This window comes from Acinetobacter sp. ANC 4910 (assembly GCF_004331035.1).
In the GTDB taxonomy this organism is placed as follows: Bacteria; Pseudomonadota; Gammaproteobacteria; order Pseudomonadales; family Moraxellaceae; genus Acinetobacter.
Window position 1 is genome coordinate 112417 of sequence record NZ_SJNT01000009.1, and the last position, 19542, is coordinate 131958.

Sequence of the window (19542 nt, forward strand, 5' to 3'; positions counted from 1 at the left end):
ATTTAGACATTTATTGGATGGTTGTATCGCGATATGCCATTTCAAACTTTACCGTTTTGGATGCAACTAGGGGCATTCTTCCTCGCAATTAATGCGGGCATGATTAACGTACTCGGACTGGTGACAGTATTGCACCAGTCTGTTTCTCATATGACTGGAAATGTGAGTATGTTATCGATGGCAATTGTCCATTGGGATCCTGCTTCAATTCTCTATCTCTTTCTGGTTATCCTCTGCTATGTCGCGGGGTCTTGCTATAGCGGACTTATACTTGGAAATAGCACGTTCCAACTGGGTCGACGCTATGGTGTTCCACTGAGTCTAGTTGCTCTCTTTATCCTACTGTGTTGGCTCATTTTGCCCTATTTACCGCGTTATGCTTTATTGTGGGCTTGTGCGGCTATGGGAATCCAGAATGCAATGGTCAGTCATTACAAGGGAACTATTATTCGTACCACCCACTTATCTGGTGTTCTCACTGACTTAGGACTTGCCTTAGGCTACCGATTGATCGGTTTAAAAGTTGGGCGGCGGCGAATAATTTTACATTTACTCATTTTATTTGGCTTTCTGCTAGGTGGACTGCTTGCAAGCCTGATTTATCCTTATTTAAAATTAAACGCGTATCTCATTCCAGTCGGTTTAAGTTTCTGCTTAAGTCTGGTGTACTGGATCATTTACTTTCAATATCGTCATCATTAACCCTTTTGGAATTTATTATGGTTAAAAATGCTTTACAGGCACAGTTATTAAAAGCTGGTCTGGTAGACAACAAAAAGGCAAAAAAACTGTCTAAACAGGCGGTGCATGAGCAACGCACTGGACAAAATGACGATGCTGATATCAAAGCAAAAATTGCCCAAGACAAACAAGAGAAAATGGCAAAAGATCAAGCCCTTGAGCAAGAAAAGAAAAGTATTTTACAAGAGAAAGAATTAAAAGCTTCAATTGTACAAATGATTCAACAACATAAAATTAAAGATGTTGCTGGTGATGTGGTCTATCAATTTATTGATGAAACCAAAATCAAAAAAGTGTATTTACAGCAGCAAGTCTATAACGCATTAGTATCTGGCAGTTTAGTCATTGCCAAAGATCAAGACAGTTATGCATATTTGCCTAAAGCACTGGCAGATCGTATTAATGAAAAAATGACGGGCTTTATTATTGTGAACAATTCTGAAAAGAATGAGCAAGTCACAGATGAAGAAGATCCGTATGCTGCTTATGTTATTCCAGATGATTTAATGTGGTAATCAAAATCAAAAGGGCGTCATTTAGACGCCCTTTTCTATAATGATAAACAAAAATATCTTTAGAACTTCATGGTGGCTTTTAATACTGCCTGACGCGCATCACCTTGTGAAACCGTTAAATTGCTGACACTGGCTGTGTAATAGGTCGTATCAAAGAGATTATTGAGATTGAGTTTAAAGTTGACATCTTGCTTGGCAATTTGGGTGTCATAACTCACAAAAGCATTGGCTACAGTATACTCTGGTAAAGTAAAGCTATTTTCAGTATCTCCAACTCGCTTACCAACGTAATTACCACTGAGTCCCATTCTTAGGTTTCCAAGACCCAATTGACCATAATCATAGGTAAAACTTAAAGATGCAGTATTTTTAGCCACATTATTTAAGCGATTACCAATTAAATCTGTATCTTCATCCTGTAGCACTTTTGCATCGGTATATGCATAGGTCAAGGTTGCATTTAACTGATCGGTAATCTGTCCTGTTACATCCAGTTCTAAGCCTTTAGACCCCACTTTGCCAGAGGTATGTAACTCATTCTCACCTGTTGTTGTGTTGGTTACACTGGCCAGTACGTTGCGTTTTTTAATGTCATATAAAGCAAAATTGGCCTTTAGACGATCATCTAATTCATATTTCAAACCAACCTCATAGGATTTGGCTTGTTCAGGCTGTACATCTGAATCAATTTGACCACCACTTAGCGGTGCAATTGAAGAATTAGGCTTCAGCGACTCAGTATAACTGGTGTATACAGATAACTGATCATTCCATTTATACACCAAACCTGCACGTGGTAACCATGCATCATCATTGGTATTGGTGTTAATACTGAATGGTCGTCCTCGTCCCGCCATTTGCTGATAATAGGTATATCGACCACCTAAAACGGCAATCCATTGATCTGTTAAATGAATTGCATCTTGCAAATAGAAGCCATACGTGTGCAATTTATCGGTTTGTTCACTGGCATTTGCATCAATACTGCTAGATGCAGTCACTTTACCAAAAACAGGATTTAAATAATCAAGTGTTGTGGTGTTTTCAGCTCGAACCATGTTTGGTCGATAATATTTTCGGTATTCGATATCAGAACCAATTTGAAGGTCATGTTTAAATCCGAGCGCATTAAAGTGCCCTTCTAAATACGCTTGACCCGCACTATCAACGCTTTCAGCGCCTAATGTGCCATCAGTCCGTCGTGTAACGGTATGATTACTGGTATTCAGTTTGGTAATACGTAATTGATTCGCATCATAAGTTTCATAATTATAGCTATAACCCAAATGCCCAGACCATTGATCATTGATTTGATGATCTATACTTAACTGAGCCAGATGATCTTCACCATTGGTTTGGTTAAAGGCTTCATCTAAACGCGTGTATTTTGAAATAGGCAATGCCTTATTGGTTGTCGGATCAAAAACTGTCGCACGGTCAAAAGGCACATCAAAATCACGATATTGATAGCTCAGGTTCACTTGGGTTTGACCATTATCCCACGCCAACGATGGTGCAATTAAAGTTTGCTGGTTATAACCAAAATTGCGCCAATAATCTTGGTCTGAATAGTCGGCAATGAAACGATAAGCAAAATTACTCTGGCCAATAGCACCTGTAGTATCCACGCTGCCACCTGAACCATTTTTTCCATTTCCAAAGCTTGAACCGTAAATAGAAACTTCAGATGCTTGTTCACGTTGCGGTTTTTTGGTCACCACATTGACCACACCACCAGGGTCCATAATGCCATATAAAAGTGATGCTGGCCCTTTCAGTACCTCAACCTGCTCAACTGCGGCATTCATTGCACGACCTTGTACAATTGGCATACCGTTAATCATGATAGAACCATCGCGGTTATCACCAAAGCCCCGTTTCATTACCGTGTCTTGAGTTCCCGCCAACGTGTTACCTTGCGTAATCCCACTGACTTGAGTCAATGCCGCATCTAAAGTTGCAGGCTTAAAATCTTCAATATATTGATTTGAAACTAAATTAACAGTTTGTGGTGTTTCTAAATTCTTTTGTTTTCCCTTTAAGGTACTTGCAGTTTGCTGCCCTATTTTCTTATGTTCTGCTTGTTTTGCGGTTAAATGAATCGTTTCTAACAATTCAGATGTCTGTATTTCGGCTGCATAAACCCATATTGGGCTGAATGTAGTGGTCAATCCTAAAAAAAATTTTATGCTTAGGCTTAGTGGATGTAATGATTTCACTAGGTTGTAAACTCGATTTGGGAGGGATGTTTTAAATTTTGTGCGTATTCTAGCGCCAGCCAACACTAATGAGAATACTTATTATTTATCTTATTTAAATATTTTAAATAAATTTTCATATTTGTTTAATTATTTTAATCAAAATAGAGGGGTTCAAGCTGTTTTTTAGCCTTTATGGACTCTTGAAACAATCATGGTATGTTTAAGAAATGTTATTCAACTTCATTCCGAAGCTGTTAATTTATAAAATATAAATCGATTAAAAATTTGTATTGAGGAAAACTTTGGAGCATTTTACTTTTATTGAACGTATTACAGCGTGGTCAAATCAATATGCTTGGTTAGATATGTCTTTATCTTTAAGCCTATTGATATTACTTGCGATTTTAACCAATTTTATTGCGAAAAAAATTGTTGTTCGTGGTATTCGTAAAGTCATCTCCAAACTAAAATTTACCAATCATGATATCGTTACTCAACATAATGTCATTCGTAGAATTGCCAATATTGTTCCTGCCTTAGTCATCATGAACGGTATTGTGACAATCCCTCATTTATCCGTGAAAATTATTAGCTTGGTACAAATGGCGACACAAGCTTTTATTTTTTTCACCTTCGCACTTGCCATCGGTGAAAGCTTAAATATCTTTAATGCGATTTATCAACGCAATCCCAAATCCAGAAACAAGCCTATTAAAGGCTATTTGCAGTTGGTGAAATTGGTCATTTTTGTGGTCTGCGGTTTAATGATTATTGGCACATTCTTGAAAAAAGATGTCTTTACACTACTTGCTGGTTTTGGTGCCATGGCAGCCGTATTGATGTTGGTGTTCCAAAATACCATCTTATCCTTGGTCGCTTCTGTACAAATTTCATCTTACGATATGGTTCGCATTGGGGATTGGATTGAAATGCCTTCGTTAAATGCGGATGGCGATGTCATTGATATGTCATTACATACAGTCACCGTTCAGAACTTTGACAAGACTTTTACAACTATTCCCACCAATAAACTTGTGACAGATACCTTTAGAAATTGGCGTGGTATGGCACAAGCGGGCGTACGTCGTATAAAACGCTCGATCTTTATCGATCAAAGTAGTGTGCACTTTATGAATAATGAAGAACAACAGAAATTGAAGGAGTTCTTACTTCTAGATCAGTATTTAAATACCAAACAAGAAGAAATAGAAGAGTTTAATTTGCAACTCTCAAATCAGGCAGTTTATAACCAACGTCGTCTGACCAATTTGGGTACATTTCGTGCCTATGTCGAGTTTTACTTAAAACAACATCCTGGTATTGCACAAAATCAGACCATTATGGTGCGTCAATTACAACCAACCAGCGAAGGTCTACCTCTGGAAATTTATAGCTTTGCCAACACTACGGTGTGGAAAGACTATGAAGCCATTCAAGCCGATATTTTCGATCATTTAATTGCAATTTTACCTGAGTTCGGTTTAAGAATTTACCAAGCGCCTTCAGGTTCAGACATGAAAGTTTTAGCACAACATTCAGTACATGCACCGAATGACTATCTGCTAGACCGCACTAAATCCCATATTTAATCATGTATCCCCTTACTTTTTGTGAGGGGATTTTTAACTCAAATGTACTATTCAAAGAAACAATAAAAATACTTGATTTAAGTTATTCTACCCGAAAACTATTCACTGACTTCAGCATGTTCACAATAATCAAAATATTCTAATTTAAAACTTTCTACCGCTTGCTGCTTTTGGGTTTCATTTGGAAATATGGGGAGATCATAGGCATCTTCTACAATTGCCTCATACAACTCCCTTGCCCCGTCTTCATATTCAAGTGCAATACTTTTCTGGAGGCTGAGCGGAACTTCATCTTGTCTTTCTTGCATCACATTCCCTGCAACAATCGCAATTGCTTGGCAAAAGCTAATGTTATCTTGAACAGATGCAAATAACGCTCCAGAATACAAACAGCAGCAACACATTATTATTTTTTTCATAATGCACCTGTTTTATGTGCTTTAGTTCCATTTTAACAAGCGGAATGTGAAGCTGCTGTAATTTCTTGTTGGAGCAAAATTAAAGTCTTGCCTTCTTATTTTGTTTCACAACTTTAACTAACGCTTGCTCATTACAAGCTTTAGGGCAAATAACAAGAAAATAGTTCCTGTAATTTGATCTAAGCATCGCACAATCTTTGGCTGTTTAAGAAACCTAGAAATTGGCTGCATCATAACAATAAGTATGCTTGACCACAGGAACCCTAACACAACATGTATGGCAACCAGTCCCATAATCCAAATAAATGGGGTGACATCTTTTGGAATGAACTGCGGTAAAAAAGTGATATAAAAAAGCCCAACCTTGGGATTAAGAATATTGCAAAAAAATCCTTTTAAGAACCAATTAGTTGTTCTTTGTATGTCCATGTTATTTTCTAGACTACTACGCGGCTTGACCAATAATTGTAATCCTAACCAAGCCAAATAAGCGGCTCCAATCCATTTTAAAACATTAAAAGCAAGTTCAGAGGTTGCCAATAATGCACCCAACCCACATGCAACAACTATTCCCCATACCATGCACCCGAAGTTAATGCCTAATGCAGTTTGAAAAGCCTTTTGACAGGTTTCAAGTGTGGCGGTACGAATAATTAACGTGGTATCTAAACCTGGGGTAATGGTCAAAATAACAATTGCGATTATATAAGGGATAAGTATTTCAAGCATATCTGACTCACTTCTTTTTCAAACTGACTCAATACGTAGTGGGTTCGTACGCATTAACAAGATTAATGAGTAAACCCTATAAAAATGAGTATTAACATAAAGTCGAGATAATCACTTAAAGTATTTTAAAAAAATTAAATGCAGTTACAGCATTTAGATCAATCTTACGCAATCTAATCATCAATTTGTTAGTCAGATATTTATATTTAATGAATAAGGTCTACCTAAGTAGACCTTATTCGATGTTTTTTGAAGAGTGGATAAAGCTGAAAATAAAATTAATGCGTATTTGTTACTTCCCAAACAGAAGTTACGTCAGCACCGTCTATGACAAAATCAACAATTAAACCATCAATAGGTAAATTATTAGGATCGTTCCATTGCTCCACCGCAAAATAGAACCATTCACCACACTCATCACGAATCATGCCCAATTGTGTTTGGGAATCGTATCGTTCTACACATCCTCTCATATTGTCACCTTTATTATTGATTCAATTATTTAAGTTAACAATTACAGGGTATTAAAGTTATCAATAAGCCTGTGTCGATAAAAATTTTATCATTATTTTCCAGAAAAAATACGACTTTTTTCACATTTTTCTAATAATTATCGACAGCGTATTCCATATTAAAATATATTTCTATAGAAATAACCGATCATTATTTTTCAATTCAATTCCCAGTTATTTCACTTGAAAATAGTGTTTATCCGTAACCAAAGTAATTCTGAGTTTTTTATAAAATCTAAGGATTGGATCCTCATTTCCTTTCATGATTTGATCTGCGAATTTATCATCTTGCATGAGTACCGCATAAGTTTTATAGCCAAAAACTAACTCGCTTGGTACTTTTCCAGTTTGTGTAAATTCGTCAATTTGCTTGTTTATTTTCTTTACAGATAAATCATTCATGTTTTTTAAAGTTTCGGATTAGGCTTACTTTTTTATAATTGAAAAACATGACAAAAATGTGAACATGAGCACCTTCTGTGTTAGCCGACTTTATGATGGTGCGTTAGATTGATATGGATTACAATGAATTCAAACAAATTTCGGTTGTACTTTTACATATGAATTTAGGACAAATGAACGTTTTCATCTTCCTAATCCGTTATCTTTGAAAATACAATCCCGACTTTTTTCTTGTGAAAATTTTATTTATCTTATTGTTATTTCTAAATTATGCAATTTTACCAAGAGGTTAATATTAATGCTTAGATGGTTCGAAAAGCGTGTAGATCCCTATCCTAGTCAAGGTTTAAAAGATCCACTGCCTACAACTTTCTTTGCATTTGTCTGGAGTGCATCCAAAGGCATACGTCCTTACCTGCTTATTTTAGTGCTTTGTACCGCAGGCGCTGCAAGTTTTGAAGCTTTGTTGTATGCCAAAATTGGCGACTTAGTCAATTGGCTCAGTAAAAGTCAACCCGATACGTTTTTGGCACAACATCGCCAAAACTTAATGTTACTGAGCATGATATTACTCGGTAATATCTTTTTTGCTAACTTCCAATCCATTATTAAACACCAAATTCTATTTAGCAGCTTTCCAATGCGTCTGCGGTGGAAGTTTCATAATTTACTATTACAGCAAAGTCTTGATTTCTTTCATAATGATTTTGCAGGGCGACTTTCTGCCAAAGTCATGCAAACAGCCCTTGCGGTGCGTGAATTCTGGATGATTTTAGGCGATATGCTTGCTTATGTACTGATCTACTTCTTTACAGTCAGTATTGTACTTGGGTCCATATCACCATTTCTGATTATTCCGCTATTGGTCTGGTTGGCTTTATTCCTGCTTGCAGCATGGTATTTCATTCCACGACTGAGCAAAATTTCCAATGAGCAAGCCGATGCTCGTGCGGTCATGACGGGGCGTGTAACCGATGCCTACACCAATATTCAAACGGTAAAACTATTTGCCCATGCTGGTCGTGAAAGTCAGTACGCCAAGGCATCCATGCAAGAGTTTATGCGGACAGTGTATAAGCAAATGCGATTGGGTTCAGGTTATGAAATAAGCATTAACTCGCTCAGCATTGTGCTTTATGCAGGTGTACTTGGAACAGCTTTATGGTTGTGGATGGAAGGTCGTGCAGAGCTCGGCATTATTGCTGCAACCACAGCAATGATTTTAAAATTAAACAGTATTGCCGAATTTATGATGTGGCAAACATCTGCTTTATTTGAAAATGTCGGCACTATTCAAGATGGTATGAAAACATTAGGCCGTCCTATTAGCATTCAGGATAAACCAAATGCTACTACGCTTGAGGTGAAACACGGCGAAATTAAGTTTGAAGATGTCTGTTTTGCCTATAATGAAAAAAATGTTATTGATCACTTTAATTTAACCATACGTCCAGGTGAAAAAATTGGTATTGTCGGGCGTTCTGGTGCTGGTAAATCTACGCTGATTCAATTGTTATTACACTTCTATACCATTAACCAAGGTCGTATTTTAATTGATGGGCAAAACATAGAGGACGTAAGCCAAGACAGTCTGCGTAAAAGTATTGCTTTGGTCACGCAAGATACATCGCTATTGCATCGTACCGTTGCAGAAAATATCAAATACGGACGCCCAGATGCCAGTGATGCAGACATGTATGATGCAGTTCGCAAAGCCAAAGCAGAAGATTTTATTCCGCAACTGACCGACCTTCGTGGTCAAAAAGGTTATGACGCTTATGTCGGCGAACGCGGAGTAAAACTTTCGGGTGGACAACGTCAGCGTATTGCAATTGCACGAGTATTCTTAAAAGATGCCCCTATTCTGATTCTTGATGAAGCCACCAGTGCATTAGACTCTGAAGTCGAAGCTGCAATTCAGTCCAGTTTGGATGATCTAATGCAAGATAAAACAGTCATTGCAATTGCACATCGTCTTTCTACCATTGCACAAATGGATCGTTTAATTGTACTTGATCAGGGCCGAATTGCAGAACAAGGTACGCATGATGAATTGGTTGCCTTGAATGGTATTTATGCACAATTATGGCAACGCCAAACTGGCGGTTTTTTAATTGAACAACATGAACTGAAAAATAAGGATAGTGCTTGATGTTGTATTTGGAAGATCTACACGTCGGTGATCGCTTTAAAAGCCGTGCTTATGAAATGACTGTCGATGAAATTAAGCATTTTGCACATCAATTTGATCCGCAACCGTTTCACACCAACGAGATAGAGGCAGCTAACCATCCTATTTTCAAAGGATTAGCTGCGAGTGGTTGGCATACTTCTGCGGTAACGATGCGATTGTGGACAGAATGTTTTCCTGTAGCGTATGGCTTAATTGGTTCCGAAGCCCAAGTACGTTGGCCAAGACCGACTCGCGCAGGTGACCAGATTCATGTTGAGGTGGAAATTACCGAAATTAAACCGTCAAAATCCAAACCTGACCGAGCTATTGTGAGTTATACCACCGAAACACTCAATCAAAATGGTGAAGCGGTATTACTGGGAAATACCAAAATTTTAGTGTTTAGTAAAAACTATCAACCTGATCTTTAAAAGATGATGATTCTAAAATCATTCGTGGTTTTAGAATCCGCTTTATCTAATTTGTCGAACAATTTATAAGGCGTGTACTTATGTTTCATGCCAATATAAAAACGAACTGATATAACAACATTAAACGTGCAATGGATCGCGCATGAATACTATTTCGTCTAGACAAGATCAAGGAATTCCTGGAGTCTATGGTCTGCTACTTTTAGATGTCGTGTCACGCTGGGGCTATAATGCAGACACTTTATTTGCTCCATTCCAGCTCAATAGTGAAAAATTAGCGGAGCCAGATTTTCGAATCTCGACTTCAGTCGCCAATGCATTACTTCAACATGCCTTGACTCTGACAGGTGAATCAACACTTGGTTATCATTTAGGTACGCAAATGCGTATTTCTATTCATGGTTTTATTGGTTATGCCATTATGACTGCAAATGATATTACCGATGCCCTTGTCCTCGCCAACCGCTTTGTGCAATTAAGATTGCCCTTCTTGCAAATCTATTTTTCTACTTTTGCTGAAAAAGCAACTTTGCAACTCAGAAGTGATGTCTGTATAGAACCCTTACGTTCAGAAATTTGTATTGCATTAACCATTGGCATCATTTCTATGGCCAAAGCCATTACAGGGGTAACAGATTTGGGCGGTGAGATTGATTTTGATTTTCCCCAACCCGAAGGTTTTGAACGCTATATTACGAAGTTCCCAAATCATCAATTTCGTTTTGATCAACCTCATTTATTGATGAGCTTTGACAAAAAATACCTCGCATTGAAAATGATGAATGCTGACCCGATTGCGAGTCAAATTGCTATTAACCAATGTGAAGCTGAACTTTCGGCTTTAGGTGAGCGCAGACGGCTCTCTATGGCGGTTCGCGACATTTTGACGCATTCAGAACAGCATTATTTAAGTATTGAAAATGTGGCCTATCGCTTACATATGTCTGATAGAACCTTGAAGCGACAGTTAGCAACCGAAGGAACCTCGTTTTCAACAATTGTTGATGAAGTACGCTACCGACATGCAACGTCACTACTCTCCCGAACGGATTATACTCTTGAACAAATTGCAGATGAACTGGGCTATAGTGATGTTGCCAATTTCAGTCGGGCCTTTAAACGTTGGAGTGGTCGTAGCCCAAGTAATTGGCGTAAAGATCCATACCTATAAGCCTTTTGTTTTTATGTAAAAACATGTATAAAGCATGACAAAAATAAATGAATACTTTTGAGGAGTCATCATGAATCATCCTTCAGATTTGAAATATGCGAGCACGCACGAATGGGTGAAAATTGAAGGTGATCTTGTTGTAACTGGGATTTCAGACCATGCGCAGGATGCCTTAGGCGATTTAGTTTATGTCGAAATGCCAGAAGTGGGACAACAAGTGACTGCTGGTGAACAAGCGGGTGTTGTTGAATCTGTGAAAACAGCTTCTGACATTCATGCGCCTATTTCTGGGGTTGTAGTTGAAGTAAATACAGCACTGGAAGATGATCCTGACTTTGTAAATGATGCACCCTATGGCAAAGGTTGGATTTATAAAATCAAGCCAAATAACATCGATGATGTAAACACATTATTGTCTAGTACGGACTATGAAGCAGGACTCTAAGTTATCCTTGTTTCTTAAAAATCAGCTTTCGGGCTGATTTTTTATACCTAAAATCCGTCAATAATCAAATAACGATAATTTTATTAAATATAAAAAACATTAATATAAAAAAATACATCAAAATATCAATTTACTTTATTTTTCTTCTTTACTTGGTTATGATTAAACCTCATCTTCATGACCTTGGTATGCTCAGGGAATACATAAAAATAGTAATAGCCACATTGTCGTGATTCCCTTTCTACTTCTGGGTCAATTATGTCACATTCATCTACAATTCAGCTTTGGAATAAGTCTTTTATACTGTGTCTAGCCAATAACTTATTTTTATTTATCTTTTATTTTGCGCAAACCACAATTCTGCCCATCTATATTTTACAAGACTTACATGGCAGCCTTGCTCAAGCTGGATTAGCCATGACTTTATTCATGGCATCGTCTATTGCGGTACGCCCTTTTAGTGGATTAATCATTGAAAAGTTTGGTCGGAAAAAAACACTTTTTATCTCTGAGCTTCTGTTCTGTTTATTTTCCGTTGCCTACATCTTTGCAGATAATCTAGAGGTTTTACTCTGGCTACGTTTTTTACATGGCATTTGGTTTAGTATTTTAACCACAGTCACTGTGCCTATTGCCAATGAATTCATTCCAGATTCACGCCGTGGTGAAGGTATGGGTTACTTTGTCATGTCGGTCAACTTGGGCATTGTCTTAGGTCCACTCATTGGTTTATCGCTTATTCAACCATTATCTTATACTGTTGTTGCAAGTATTCTCGCTGCAATTGTATGTCTCGGTTTTATCTTTTGTTTTTTAATCCCCATTCATACAACGACTTCGAACACGCTAGCTCCACAGAAAAGACAACTCTCGATTCATGATTTTATTGAGAAAAAAGCGCTGCCTGTTTCTATTATGGCGATGATGGTTTCATTTGCTTATGCAAGCATTATGTCATTTATCTCGACCTATTCCGCATCGAAAAACTTACTTGCTTATGCCAGCCTATTTTTTATTGTTTTCGCAATTTCGATGATGAGCCTGCGCCCTTTCACTGGAAAAATTTATGACCGTAAGGGGCCAAGCTATGTCATTTACCCAGCTTTAACTTTGTTTTCAGTGGGTCTTATTGTACTCAGCCAAATCAATAGTTTAATGGGATTTATACTTGCAGCCATTTTTATTGGGATGGGGTTTGGCTCAGTACAACCCTGCCTGCAAACGCTGGCTATTCAACGTGCAGCACCTCAACGAATTGGTCATGCAACATCCACCTTTTTCACTTTTTACGATTTAGGCATTGCACTAGGTTCAATACTTTTAGGTATTTTAATCACAGCACAAGGTTATAGCATGTCCTATATCTTATGTGCGGTCATCGTATTACTGAGCTTATTGTTTTATAAATTTTGTGTGGTCACTACAACAAAATAGCATACAAAATTAAGCCCCTGATTTTCAGGGGCTTTTTACAATCAATATTTTATTATTGTAGTTTTCTTAATTGTTGTGCAGCTTCTAACAATAGATGTTCAGTTTGTTCCCAACCAATACAACCATCTGTTACAGACTGACCATAAATCATATCGCATGAAATCTTTTGATTCCCTTCGACCAAATGACTCTCTAGCATAACCCCACGAACATTTGTTTGCTCACGCTCACTCACAATTTGACGGAGCACCTCTGACTGCAATTGAGGCTTCTTATTGCTATTACCATGGCTGCAATCGATCACTAAAGCAGGTAAAACCCCTTTGGTTTTGGCCTTAATTTTGTTGATTTCTTCTGCCTGATAGTTCGGACCTGTATTTGAGCCACGTAAAATTAAATGTGCAAGTGGATTACCATGAGATTGAAGCATACAAGGCAAACCTGACTGACTCATTCCCAAGAATTGATGTACATTTGAAGCCGATTGAATGGCATCTAACGCAATTTGAATTGAACCATCCGTACCATTTTTGAAACCAATGCTGTATGGCATTTGGCTCGAAATTTCACGATGAATTTGTGATTCACTGGTGCGAGCACCAATCGCTCCCCATGCCAATAAATCATCAAAATAAGCTGTCGCCATTGGGCTTAAAATTTCGCTCGCAATTGGCAAGCCCATTTCAAGAATGTGTAAATATAACTGACGAGACTGTTCCAAACCTGATTGTAAATTCGATGAACCATCTAAGTCAGGATCATACATAAAGCCTTTCCAGCCCACTGTAGTACGTGGTTTTTCAATATAAGCACGCATTACTAAAAAAATTTGATCAGAAACTTGCGCTTGTAGTTGTTGAAGTTTTTGCGCGTATTCCAAAGCTGCGACGGGGTCATGAAGGGAGCATGGTCCTGTAATCACCAATAGTCGTGAATCTTCACCAGATAAAATATTTTGAATAATTTGACGATGTTCGGCAATCTGAGCCGCAAGTAGTGCAGAAAGAGGAAGTTGTGCTTTGAGTTGCTGAGGCAAACTCAATAGAGCTTCTTGTGTAATCGTTTGATGTTGTAGTGCAGTATTTAAAGCATTCATTGGTCTTTCCTTTGGACTGTTGTTCAGTCCGATCTTTTATTTGTGCGTTTTGGATCTATGGGATGATAAGGGTTGAGTCATAAACTGACTAAAGTAAAACCAATAACCGTTGCTAAAATATGAAGTGTTAAATGTGTACATGTGAATCTCCTAAAAAAATTTATAAAAAACAAAGCATAAAAAAACCTGACCGGGGTTGCCGATCAGGTATCAACTGGTGGGCAACCTTATTTTGCCCAAACGCGTTCAGGCAATTAGCTAAACTGCCAGAAATAAAAATAAGCGTTTGCGATTAAAGGTTGCTTTAACATCTTTGTTTCATCAAAAAAAGTATCTGAAATTAAAAATACGCCTTATTACTGCCTTTGACAACCTTTATTTTAGGAATAATAGTTATGTCTAGAGTAACTTTTACTTATCAATCCATTGAATGATCGATATTTTAAACCCATCGCTTCAATTTCTTTTGCATGCTCAGTTTCAACTGTTCCTTCCAGTCATTGGGTAATGAACTTTTGGCAAGTCGAATCCAAACGCTTGCGAACTGTTTGGTGAAACTGGCTTCGTTGTAATAAATTCCATACTCAGCGCACAAGGCTTTAATTTTTGGCGCTACTTCTGCATACCGATTGGCAGGCATGTCTGGAAATAGATGGTGCTCAATTTGATGACTTAAATTACCACTTAAAATATGTAGCCCTTGCGTACCCGAAAAATTACTCGAACCCCGAATTTGGCGTAAATACCACTCTGCCCGAGTTTCATTTTCAGTATTGTCTAACTCAAAGGTTTCAGCATCTTCGGTAAAATGTCCATTAAAAATCACTGCTGATGCCCATAAACTACGGATCACATTAGCTACGGCATTGCCTGCAAATACTGGAATAGCATTTGGTCCTGCAATCAATGGAAAAAAGACATAGTCTTTAAGCACTTGGCGCGTTACTTTCTTGCGTAATTTGCCTGAATCTTGCCAAACTTCACGCCATGTTTTGGTTTTATATGCCAGTACATCTTCCAAATGTAAATTCTGTACGCCCACATACCATTCAAAAAAAACCATGAGCTGAATAGCCAACGGAATGTTGAATAAAAATCTTGGCTCCCAAGCTTGGCTTTCACTTACTCGAATTAGGCCATAGCCAACGTCGTGGTCTTTTCCAACAATATTGGTATATGTATGATGCACATAGTTATGGGTATATTTCCAATCATCGCCTGTTGCGATGGTATCCCAATCATAATTTGCACCATTTAGGCTTGGGTCATTCAGCCAGTCAAACTGACCATGCATCACGTTATGCCCCAACTCCATATTTTCAACAATTTTAGAAATTCCCAACAGCCCTGTACCCAATAACCAAACAGGTGGTAGCCAGCCAGCGAACATCAACATACCGCGGGAGGCAATTTCACTATAGCGGACAAAATTTCGGATTTTATAGATATAAGCTGCATCTTGTTCGCCCAAACTTTGCATCGTTTCACGGCGAATGGCTTCGATCTTTTCTCCAAATGACTGAATTTCTTCATCTGTTAGATACTGAGATTTGCTATTGCTTTGGAAATTAACGGGTTTATTCATTTTATTTGTCCCTACATTAAACTTTTATAAATTAATCACAACTGGGCTAATCGCCTGTGAAATGCACAGTTTGATCTGAGTATTACACTGCTCATCAATTTCGCCTGTGAGCACATTTCGAACTACCCCCTGTACTTTGGTGCAAGAACAAGTATTGCAAATTCCCATACGGCAGCCATGTGCGGGTTTAAGCCCTGCTTTTTCTGCACTTTCCAACAAATTATCTGTGGCTAAAAACTCTTGTTGTGCACGGAGGAAAGTCACGGGTTGCGCTTCGAGTGTTTGATCAATCTGGATTTTAAAATATTCTGTCTTGAGCAAATGCGAGATGCTTTGATCGGCATAAAGCTGCTGCACATGCTTCATCATGTTATTCGCACCACAGGCATAACACTCGCGTTGTTGATAGTCTGGTACGAGTTGCTGAAGCAGCGATTCACTAACATGTTGCTTATTTTTCAATGTATTAAATGAATGATATTTAAACTGCGGATATTGTGCTGCCAAGACTTCTAGTTCTGCATGGTAGGCATTATCACGGGTAAAATATATCAAATCGATAGGATGCTCTGTGCTTTTCAGCGCCTGTTTGACTAAAGCATAAATGGCGGTAATTCCACTTCCTGAGGCAAGGAATAAGCTTGCTTGGCTCGATTGTGGTTTAAATACAAATTCGCCTTGAGCTTGAGAGATTTCAATGACTGCACCTAAAGCTAAGTTGGTGACAGCTCTTGAAACAGATCCCTGTTGTTTTATGGCAATCAGCACATCACCATTGTCGAGGATGTCGACTATAGAATAACTTCGCTGTTGTCGAACGCCTGCTATCACAACCGTGAGCAGCAGGCTTTGCCCTGCCTGAGCTATCTCAGGTCTAAAGTTCTGATTTGGTCGTAACTGTAACTGAATAAAATCATCACTCAATGCTTTACGCGCAATGAGTTGAGCCTTAATTTTTTTCCACGCCCAAATTGGATGAATTTTTTCTGCGATAAAATCGACAAAGTCTTCGCGTATCCACTCTGGCTTATATTGCACATGATTTCCCATAATTGTACCCATCTGAATCAATCTATATTTTTATACAACTGTCTTTTATTGCTGAGTTTACAATAAATTTAACTGTTGTAGTGCTCTATGTCAGATCAGGACAAAACATATCATTTGGCATTTATTATCATTTTTTGTCTAACAAAAGTTACTTTTTGCCAATCTACTTCCATAAAAATTTTAGATATAGATAAAAAAAGACCGAGCAAAAGCTCGGTCTTTTGTAGTGACTAGACTCACTTATTCGGAAAAATGAACGACTGAACGGATGGATTTTCCTTCGTGCATTAAATCAAATGCTTCATTAATTTTGTCTAAGCCCATGGTATGGGTCACAAAAGGTGCCAGTTGAATATCGCCTTTCATCGCATCTTCAACCATGCCCGGCAGCTGTGTACGTCCTTTTACGCCACCAAAAGCTGTACCCATCCATTTACGCCCTGTAACCAATTGGAATGGACGTGTAGAGATTTCCTGACCCGCACCAGCTACACCAATAATTACTGATTGTCCCCAACCTCGGTGTGCACATTCCAATGCTGAACGCATGACGTTGGTGTTACCAATACATTCAAATGAATGATCAACACCCCAACCAGTCATTTCAACAATCACTTGCTGAATTGGTTGTTCATAGTCTTTGGGATTTAAAAAGTCTGTCGCACCAAACTGTTTGGCTAACTCAAATTTGTCAGGATTCATATCTACGACAATAATACGACCTGCTTTAGCCTGCTTCGCGCCTTGTACTACTGCTAAACCAATACCACCCAGACCAAATACTGCAACTGTATCACCTTCTTGTACTTTGGCTGTGTTATGTACCGCGCCAATCCCTGTTGTTACGCCACAACCTAACAAGCAGACTTGCTCAGGGTTAGCTTCAGGATTAATTTTAGCTAATGATACTTCAGCAACAACGGTGTATTCACTGAACGTAGAACAGCCCATATAGTGATAAATTGGTTCGCCGTTATAAGAAAAACGCGTCGTACCATCTGGCATTACACCTTTGCCCTGAGTTGCGCGAACCGCAACACAAAGATTGGTTTTACCTGATTTACAGAATAGGCATTCACCGCATTCTGCGGTATAGAGTGGAATAACATGATCGCCAGGTTGAACACTGGTTACGCCTTCACCAACCTCTACGACAATACCTGCACCTTCATGCCCCAATACAGCAGGAAAAACGCCTTCTGGATCATCACCTGATAGGGTAAACGCATCGGTATGGCATACACCCGTATGGGTAATTTTAACCAATACTTCCCCTTTTTTGGGTGGTGCAACATCAATTTCTACAATTTGAAGTGGCTGTCCTGGCGCAAAGGCTACGGCTGCACGTGATTTCATGCCATGTTCATCCTTATATCGATATTTAACAGATGGACTACAGTAACCGCTTTTTAAGCCTTAATTCAACCATAACAGCATGATAATATGTATTTATATTGGTAATAATGAATTAGAACAAGATGCAAAAAAATACCAGATATTTCTCCTTATTATTATGCGCAAGTATGAGTTCACTTACGGCCTGTAGCCTTCCACCAAATCAGGCAAAGAAAGAATCTGCTTCCAATTATCATACCGAACATTGGGTACAGCGTCAGAATGCCGATGCTAAACTTCAGCAAGGACTAACTGCCTACTTAGCATTGGATGATGCCTTCATGAGCATTGCATCCCGTATTCATTTAATACGAGAGGCGAAATACACACTCGATTTGCAATATTATATTTGGGAAGATGACTCCTTAGGTCATATGATGCTGACTGAACTATTAAAAGCAGCAGACCGTGGCGTTAAAGTCCGCCTCATGATTGATGATCAAAATGGCACCAAATTAGATCCACTACTTGAAAAATTGGTTGCACATCCAAATTTCGAAATCAAACTCTATAACCCCTACAAATACCGTAATTTTAGGGTCATTGATTATGCTTTCCGCTTAAAACAAATTAATCATCGTATGCATAACAAGCTAATTATTGCCGATGGTGCCATTGCAGTAACGGGAGGACGTAATATAAGTCGTGAGTATTTTGATGCAGGCGATGATTTTCAATTTACCGATATGGACATCTTGTTCTTTGGTAATGCCGTAAAATCTGCCAATCAAATTTTTATTAACTTCTGGAATAGTGACCTGAGTTATTCAGTACAGCAATTGATTGGGATTGGATCCGCAGATGAACTAGATCAACTTCGTAAAAGTCATGCTATGAATGATCTAGAAAGAGAACAGTTTATTAACCGACTAGATTTTGCACAAAAACAAATCATGATGCAATTACAGGAACGTCAGGTTGAATGGGTTAAAGCCCAATTTTTGGCTGATTATCCAGAAAAAACGCTGGGCAACATTGCACACGATAAATTGCTATATTCTCAACTAAAACATGCAATGGGTATTCCTAAAGAACATTTAGAATTGGTATCGGCTTATTTTGTACCCACTAAAGATGGAGCTGCTTTTCTTGAAAATCTTTCGCATCAAAATATTAAAGTTCGTGTTTTAACCAATTCTTTTTTAGCCAATGATGTAGCTTTGGTCCATGCTTTCTATCAAAAATATCGGAAAGAGCTGCTTAAAAATGGCATTCAACTTTATGAGTTTAAACCAGACATTCAAAGAAAACAGCGTACTTGGTATGAAGTATTAACAGGTAATGCAATTCCTGCCAAAGGAAAAAGTTCGTCAAGATTACATGCCAAATTTTTTGATGTAGATGGCAAAGTTTTTATTGGTTCATTTAATTTTGACCCACGCTCTGTGAACTTAAATACTGAAGTGGGCTTGGTGGTCGAATCGGATCATTTACAAAACCGTGTTACACATGCGACGGATCGCTATTTACCCCAAATTGCCTATGAATTAAAACTCAACCCTCAAGGGGAAATCATTTGGCTCGAACATCATGAAAATGGACAAGTGACTGAATATAATGTTGATCCACACACCACAAAGTTTCAGCGATTTACTTTTAAAAGTTTGTCTTACTTACCAATTGAATGGATGATGTAATGACATAATCATTACAT

The 19542-nt window shown here is 38.2% G+C and carries 18 protein-coding genes; 9 read left to right on the forward strand and 9 right to left on the reverse strand.

Going from position 1 to position 19542, the window contains the following annotated elements:
- The first annotated feature begins 33 nt into the window (after positions 1–33).
- Entirely contained in the window at positions 34–702 is a 669-nt protein-coding gene (locus tag E0H82_RS11475; RefSeq protein WP_131264913.1) for a YoaK family protein, read from the forward strand.
- A 17-nt stretch (positions 703–719) separates the two neighbouring features.
- A complete protein-coding gene (locus E0H82_RS11480; RefSeq protein ID WP_131264915.1) occupies positions 720–1256 on the forward strand; it encodes a DUF2058 domain-containing protein in 537 nt (178 codons plus the stop codon).
- 59 nt (positions 1257–1315) lie between these two features.
- On the opposite strand, the gene E0H82_RS11485 is transcribed toward E0H82_RS11480, so the two are convergent.
- The gene (locus E0H82_RS11485; protein WP_228258653.1) at positions 1316–3445 is read right to left on the reverse strand and encodes a TonB-dependent siderophore receptor; all 2130 of its coding nucleotides are present in this window, start codon (positions 3443–3445) and stop codon (positions 1316–1318) included.
- Between the two features lie 314 nt (positions 3446–3759).
- Between E0H82_RS11485 and E0H82_RS11490 the strand changes: the two genes are divergently transcribed.
- Positions 3760–5046 carry a mechanosensitive ion channel family protein gene (locus tag E0H82_RS11490; protein ID WP_131264919.1) on the forward strand — a complete coding sequence of 429 codons (1287 nt, stop codon included), beginning with the start codon at positions 3760–3762 and terminating at the stop codon, positions 5044–5046.
- A gap of 98 nt (positions 5047–5144) precedes the next feature.
- Here the strand turns inward: E0H82_RS11490 and E0H82_RS11495 are convergent, their stop codons facing one another.
- From E0H82_RS11495 to E0H82_RS11510, 4 genes are all read right to left on the reverse strand, one after another.
- Positions 5145–5465, reverse strand: coding sequence for a hypothetical protein (locus E0H82_RS11495; RefSeq protein WP_131264921.1), 321 nt, complete (start codon positions 5463–5465; stop codon positions 5145–5147).
- A gap of 117 nt (positions 5466–5582) precedes the next feature.
- A complete protein-coding gene (locus tag E0H82_RS11500) occupies positions 5583–6194 on the reverse strand; it encodes a LysE family translocator (protein WP_131264923.1) in 612 nt (203 codons plus the stop codon).
- 278 nt (positions 6195–6472) lie between these two features.
- On the reverse strand, positions 6473–6667 hold the full coding sequence (locus E0H82_RS11505; RefSeq protein WP_116761147.1) for a hypothetical protein: 195 nt from the start codon (positions 6665–6667) through the stop codon (positions 6473–6475).
- A gap of 213 nt (positions 6668–6880) precedes the next feature.
- Entirely contained in the window at positions 6881–7108 is a 228-nt protein-coding gene (locus E0H82_RS11510) for a hypothetical protein (protein ID WP_131264925.1), read from the reverse strand.
- A 298-nt stretch (positions 7109–7406) separates the two neighbouring features.
- Here E0H82_RS11510 and E0H82_RS11515 point away from each other — a divergent pair, with 298 nt between their 5' ends.
- The 5 genes from E0H82_RS11515 to E0H82_RS11535 all read left to right on the forward strand — a co-directional run bounded on the left by E0H82_RS11515 (position 7407) and on the right by E0H82_RS11535 (position 12762).
- Positions 7407–9260 (forward strand): ABC transporter ATP-binding protein, encoded by a 1854-nt coding sequence (locus tag E0H82_RS11515; protein ID WP_131264927.1) that lies wholly within the window; start codon positions 7407–7409, stop codon positions 9258–9260.
- Positions 9260–9712 carry a MaoC family dehydratase gene (locus tag E0H82_RS11520; protein WP_131264929.1) on the forward strand — a complete coding sequence of 151 codons (453 nt, stop codon included), beginning with the start codon at positions 9260–9262 and terminating at the stop codon, positions 9710–9712. The genes E0H82_RS11515 and E0H82_RS11520 overlap by 1 nt, the downstream gene beginning before the upstream one ends.
- A gap of 142 nt (positions 9713–9854) precedes the next feature.
- Positions 9855–10883 carry a helix-turn-helix domain-containing protein gene (locus E0H82_RS11525; RefSeq protein WP_131264931.1) on the forward strand — a complete coding sequence of 343 codons (1029 nt, stop codon included), beginning with the start codon at positions 9855–9857 and terminating at the stop codon, positions 10881–10883.
- Between the two features lie 70 nt (positions 10884–10953).
- The gene (gene gcvH, locus E0H82_RS11530; protein ID WP_131264932.1) at positions 10954–11328 is read left to right on the forward strand and encodes a glycine cleavage system protein GcvH; all 375 of its coding nucleotides are present in this window, start codon (positions 10954–10956) and stop codon (positions 11326–11328) included.
- Between the two features lie 258 nt (positions 11329–11586).
- A complete protein-coding gene (locus tag E0H82_RS11535) occupies positions 11587–12762 on the forward strand; it encodes an MFS transporter (RefSeq protein WP_131264933.1) in 1176 nt (391 codons plus the stop codon).
- 52 nt (positions 12763–12814) lie between these two features.
- On the opposite strand, the gene E0H82_RS11540 is transcribed toward E0H82_RS11535, so the two are convergent.
- From E0H82_RS11540 to E0H82_RS11555, 4 genes are all read right to left on the reverse strand, one after another.
- Positions 12815–13858 (reverse strand): 3-deoxy-7-phosphoheptulonate synthase, encoded by a 1044-nt coding sequence (locus tag E0H82_RS11540; protein WP_131264934.1) that lies wholly within the window; start codon positions 13856–13858, stop codon positions 12815–12817.
- A 442-nt stretch (positions 13859–14300) separates the two neighbouring features.
- Positions 14301–15443: a fatty acid desaturase family protein gene (locus E0H82_RS11545; protein WP_131264935.1), complete on the reverse strand. Its 1143-nt coding sequence runs from the start codon at positions 15441–15443 to the stop codon at positions 14301–14303.
- 24 nt (positions 15444–15467) lie between these two features.
- On the reverse strand, positions 15468–16493 hold the full coding sequence (locus tag E0H82_RS11550; protein WP_131264936.1) for a flavin reductase family protein: 1026 nt from the start codon (positions 16491–16493) through the stop codon (positions 15468–15470).
- Between the two features lie 240 nt (positions 16494–16733).
- On the reverse strand, positions 16734–17849 hold the full coding sequence (locus E0H82_RS11555) for an S-(hydroxymethyl)glutathione dehydrogenase/class III alcohol dehydrogenase (RefSeq protein WP_131264937.1): 1116 nt from the start codon (positions 17847–17849) through the stop codon (positions 16734–16736).
- Between the two features lie 167 nt (positions 17850–18016).
- Between E0H82_RS11555 and E0H82_RS11560 the strand changes: the two genes are divergently transcribed.
- Positions 18017–19525 carry a phospholipase D family protein gene (locus E0H82_RS11560; protein WP_213073964.1) on the forward strand — a complete coding sequence of 503 codons (1509 nt, stop codon included), beginning with the start codon at positions 18017–18019 and terminating at the stop codon, positions 19523–19525.
- Positions 19526–19542: the final 17 nt, after the last annotated feature.

Bases quoted from the DNA above. Each gene is read 5' to 3' on its own strand.
- E0H82_RS11475 (WP_131264913.1), top strand. From the start codon at position 34: ATGCCATTTCAAACTTTACCGTTTTGGATGCAACTAGGGGCATTCTTC.
- E0H82_RS11480 (WP_131264915.1), top strand. From the start codon at position 720: ATGGTTAAAAATGCTTTACAGGCACAGTTATTAAAAGCTGGTCTGGTA.
- E0H82_RS11495 (WP_131264921.1), bottom strand. From the start codon at position 5,465: ATGAAAAAAATAATAATGTGTTGCTGCTGTTTGTATTCTGGAGCGTTA.
- E0H82_RS11500 (WP_131264923.1), bottom strand. From the start codon at position 6,194: ATGCTTGAAATACTTATCCCTTATATAATCGCAATTGTTATTTTGACC.
- E0H82_RS11505 (WP_116761147.1), bottom strand. From the start codon at position 6,667: ATGAGAGGATGTGTAGAACGATACGATTCCCAAACACAATTGGGCATG.
- E0H82_RS11510 (WP_131264925.1), bottom strand. From the start codon at position 7,108: ATGAATGATTTATCTGTAAAGAAAATAAACAAGCAAATTGACGAATTT.
- E0H82_RS11515 (WP_131264927.1), top strand. From the start codon at position 7,407: ATGCTTAGATGGTTCGAAAAGCGTGTAGATCCCTATCCTAGTCAAGGT.
- E0H82_RS11520 (WP_131264929.1), top strand. From the start codon at position 9,260: ATGTTGTATTTGGAAGATCTACACGTCGGTGATCGCTTTAAAAGCCGT.
- E0H82_RS11525 (WP_131264931.1), top strand. From the start codon at position 9,855: ATGAATACTATTTCGTCTAGACAAGATCAAGGAATTCCTGGAGTCTAT.
- gcvH (WP_131264932.1), top strand. From the start codon at position 10,954: ATGAATCATCCTTCAGATTTGAAATATGCGAGCACGCACGAATGGGTG.
- E0H82_RS11535 (WP_131264933.1), top strand. From the start codon at position 11,587: ATGTCACATTCATCTACAATTCAGCTTTGGAATAAGTCTTTTATACTG.
- E0H82_RS11540 (WP_131264934.1), bottom strand. From the start codon at position 13,858: ATGAATGCTTTAAATACTGCACTACAACATCAAACGATTACACAAGAA.
- E0H82_RS11545 (WP_131264935.1), bottom strand. From the start codon at position 15,443: ATGAATAAACCCGTTAATTTCCAAAGCAATAGCAAATCTCAGTATCTA.
- E0H82_RS11550 (WP_131264936.1), bottom strand. From the start codon at position 16,493: ATGGGAAATCATGTGCAATATAAGCCAGAGTGGATACGCGAAGACTTT.
- E0H82_RS11555 (WP_131264937.1), bottom strand. From the start codon at position 17,849: ATGAAATCACGTGCAGCCGTAGCCTTTGCGCCAGGACAGCCACTTCAA.
- E0H82_RS11560 (WP_213073964.1), top strand. From the start codon at position 18,017: ATGAGTTCACTTACGGCCTGTAGCCTTCCACCAAATCAGGCAAAGAAA.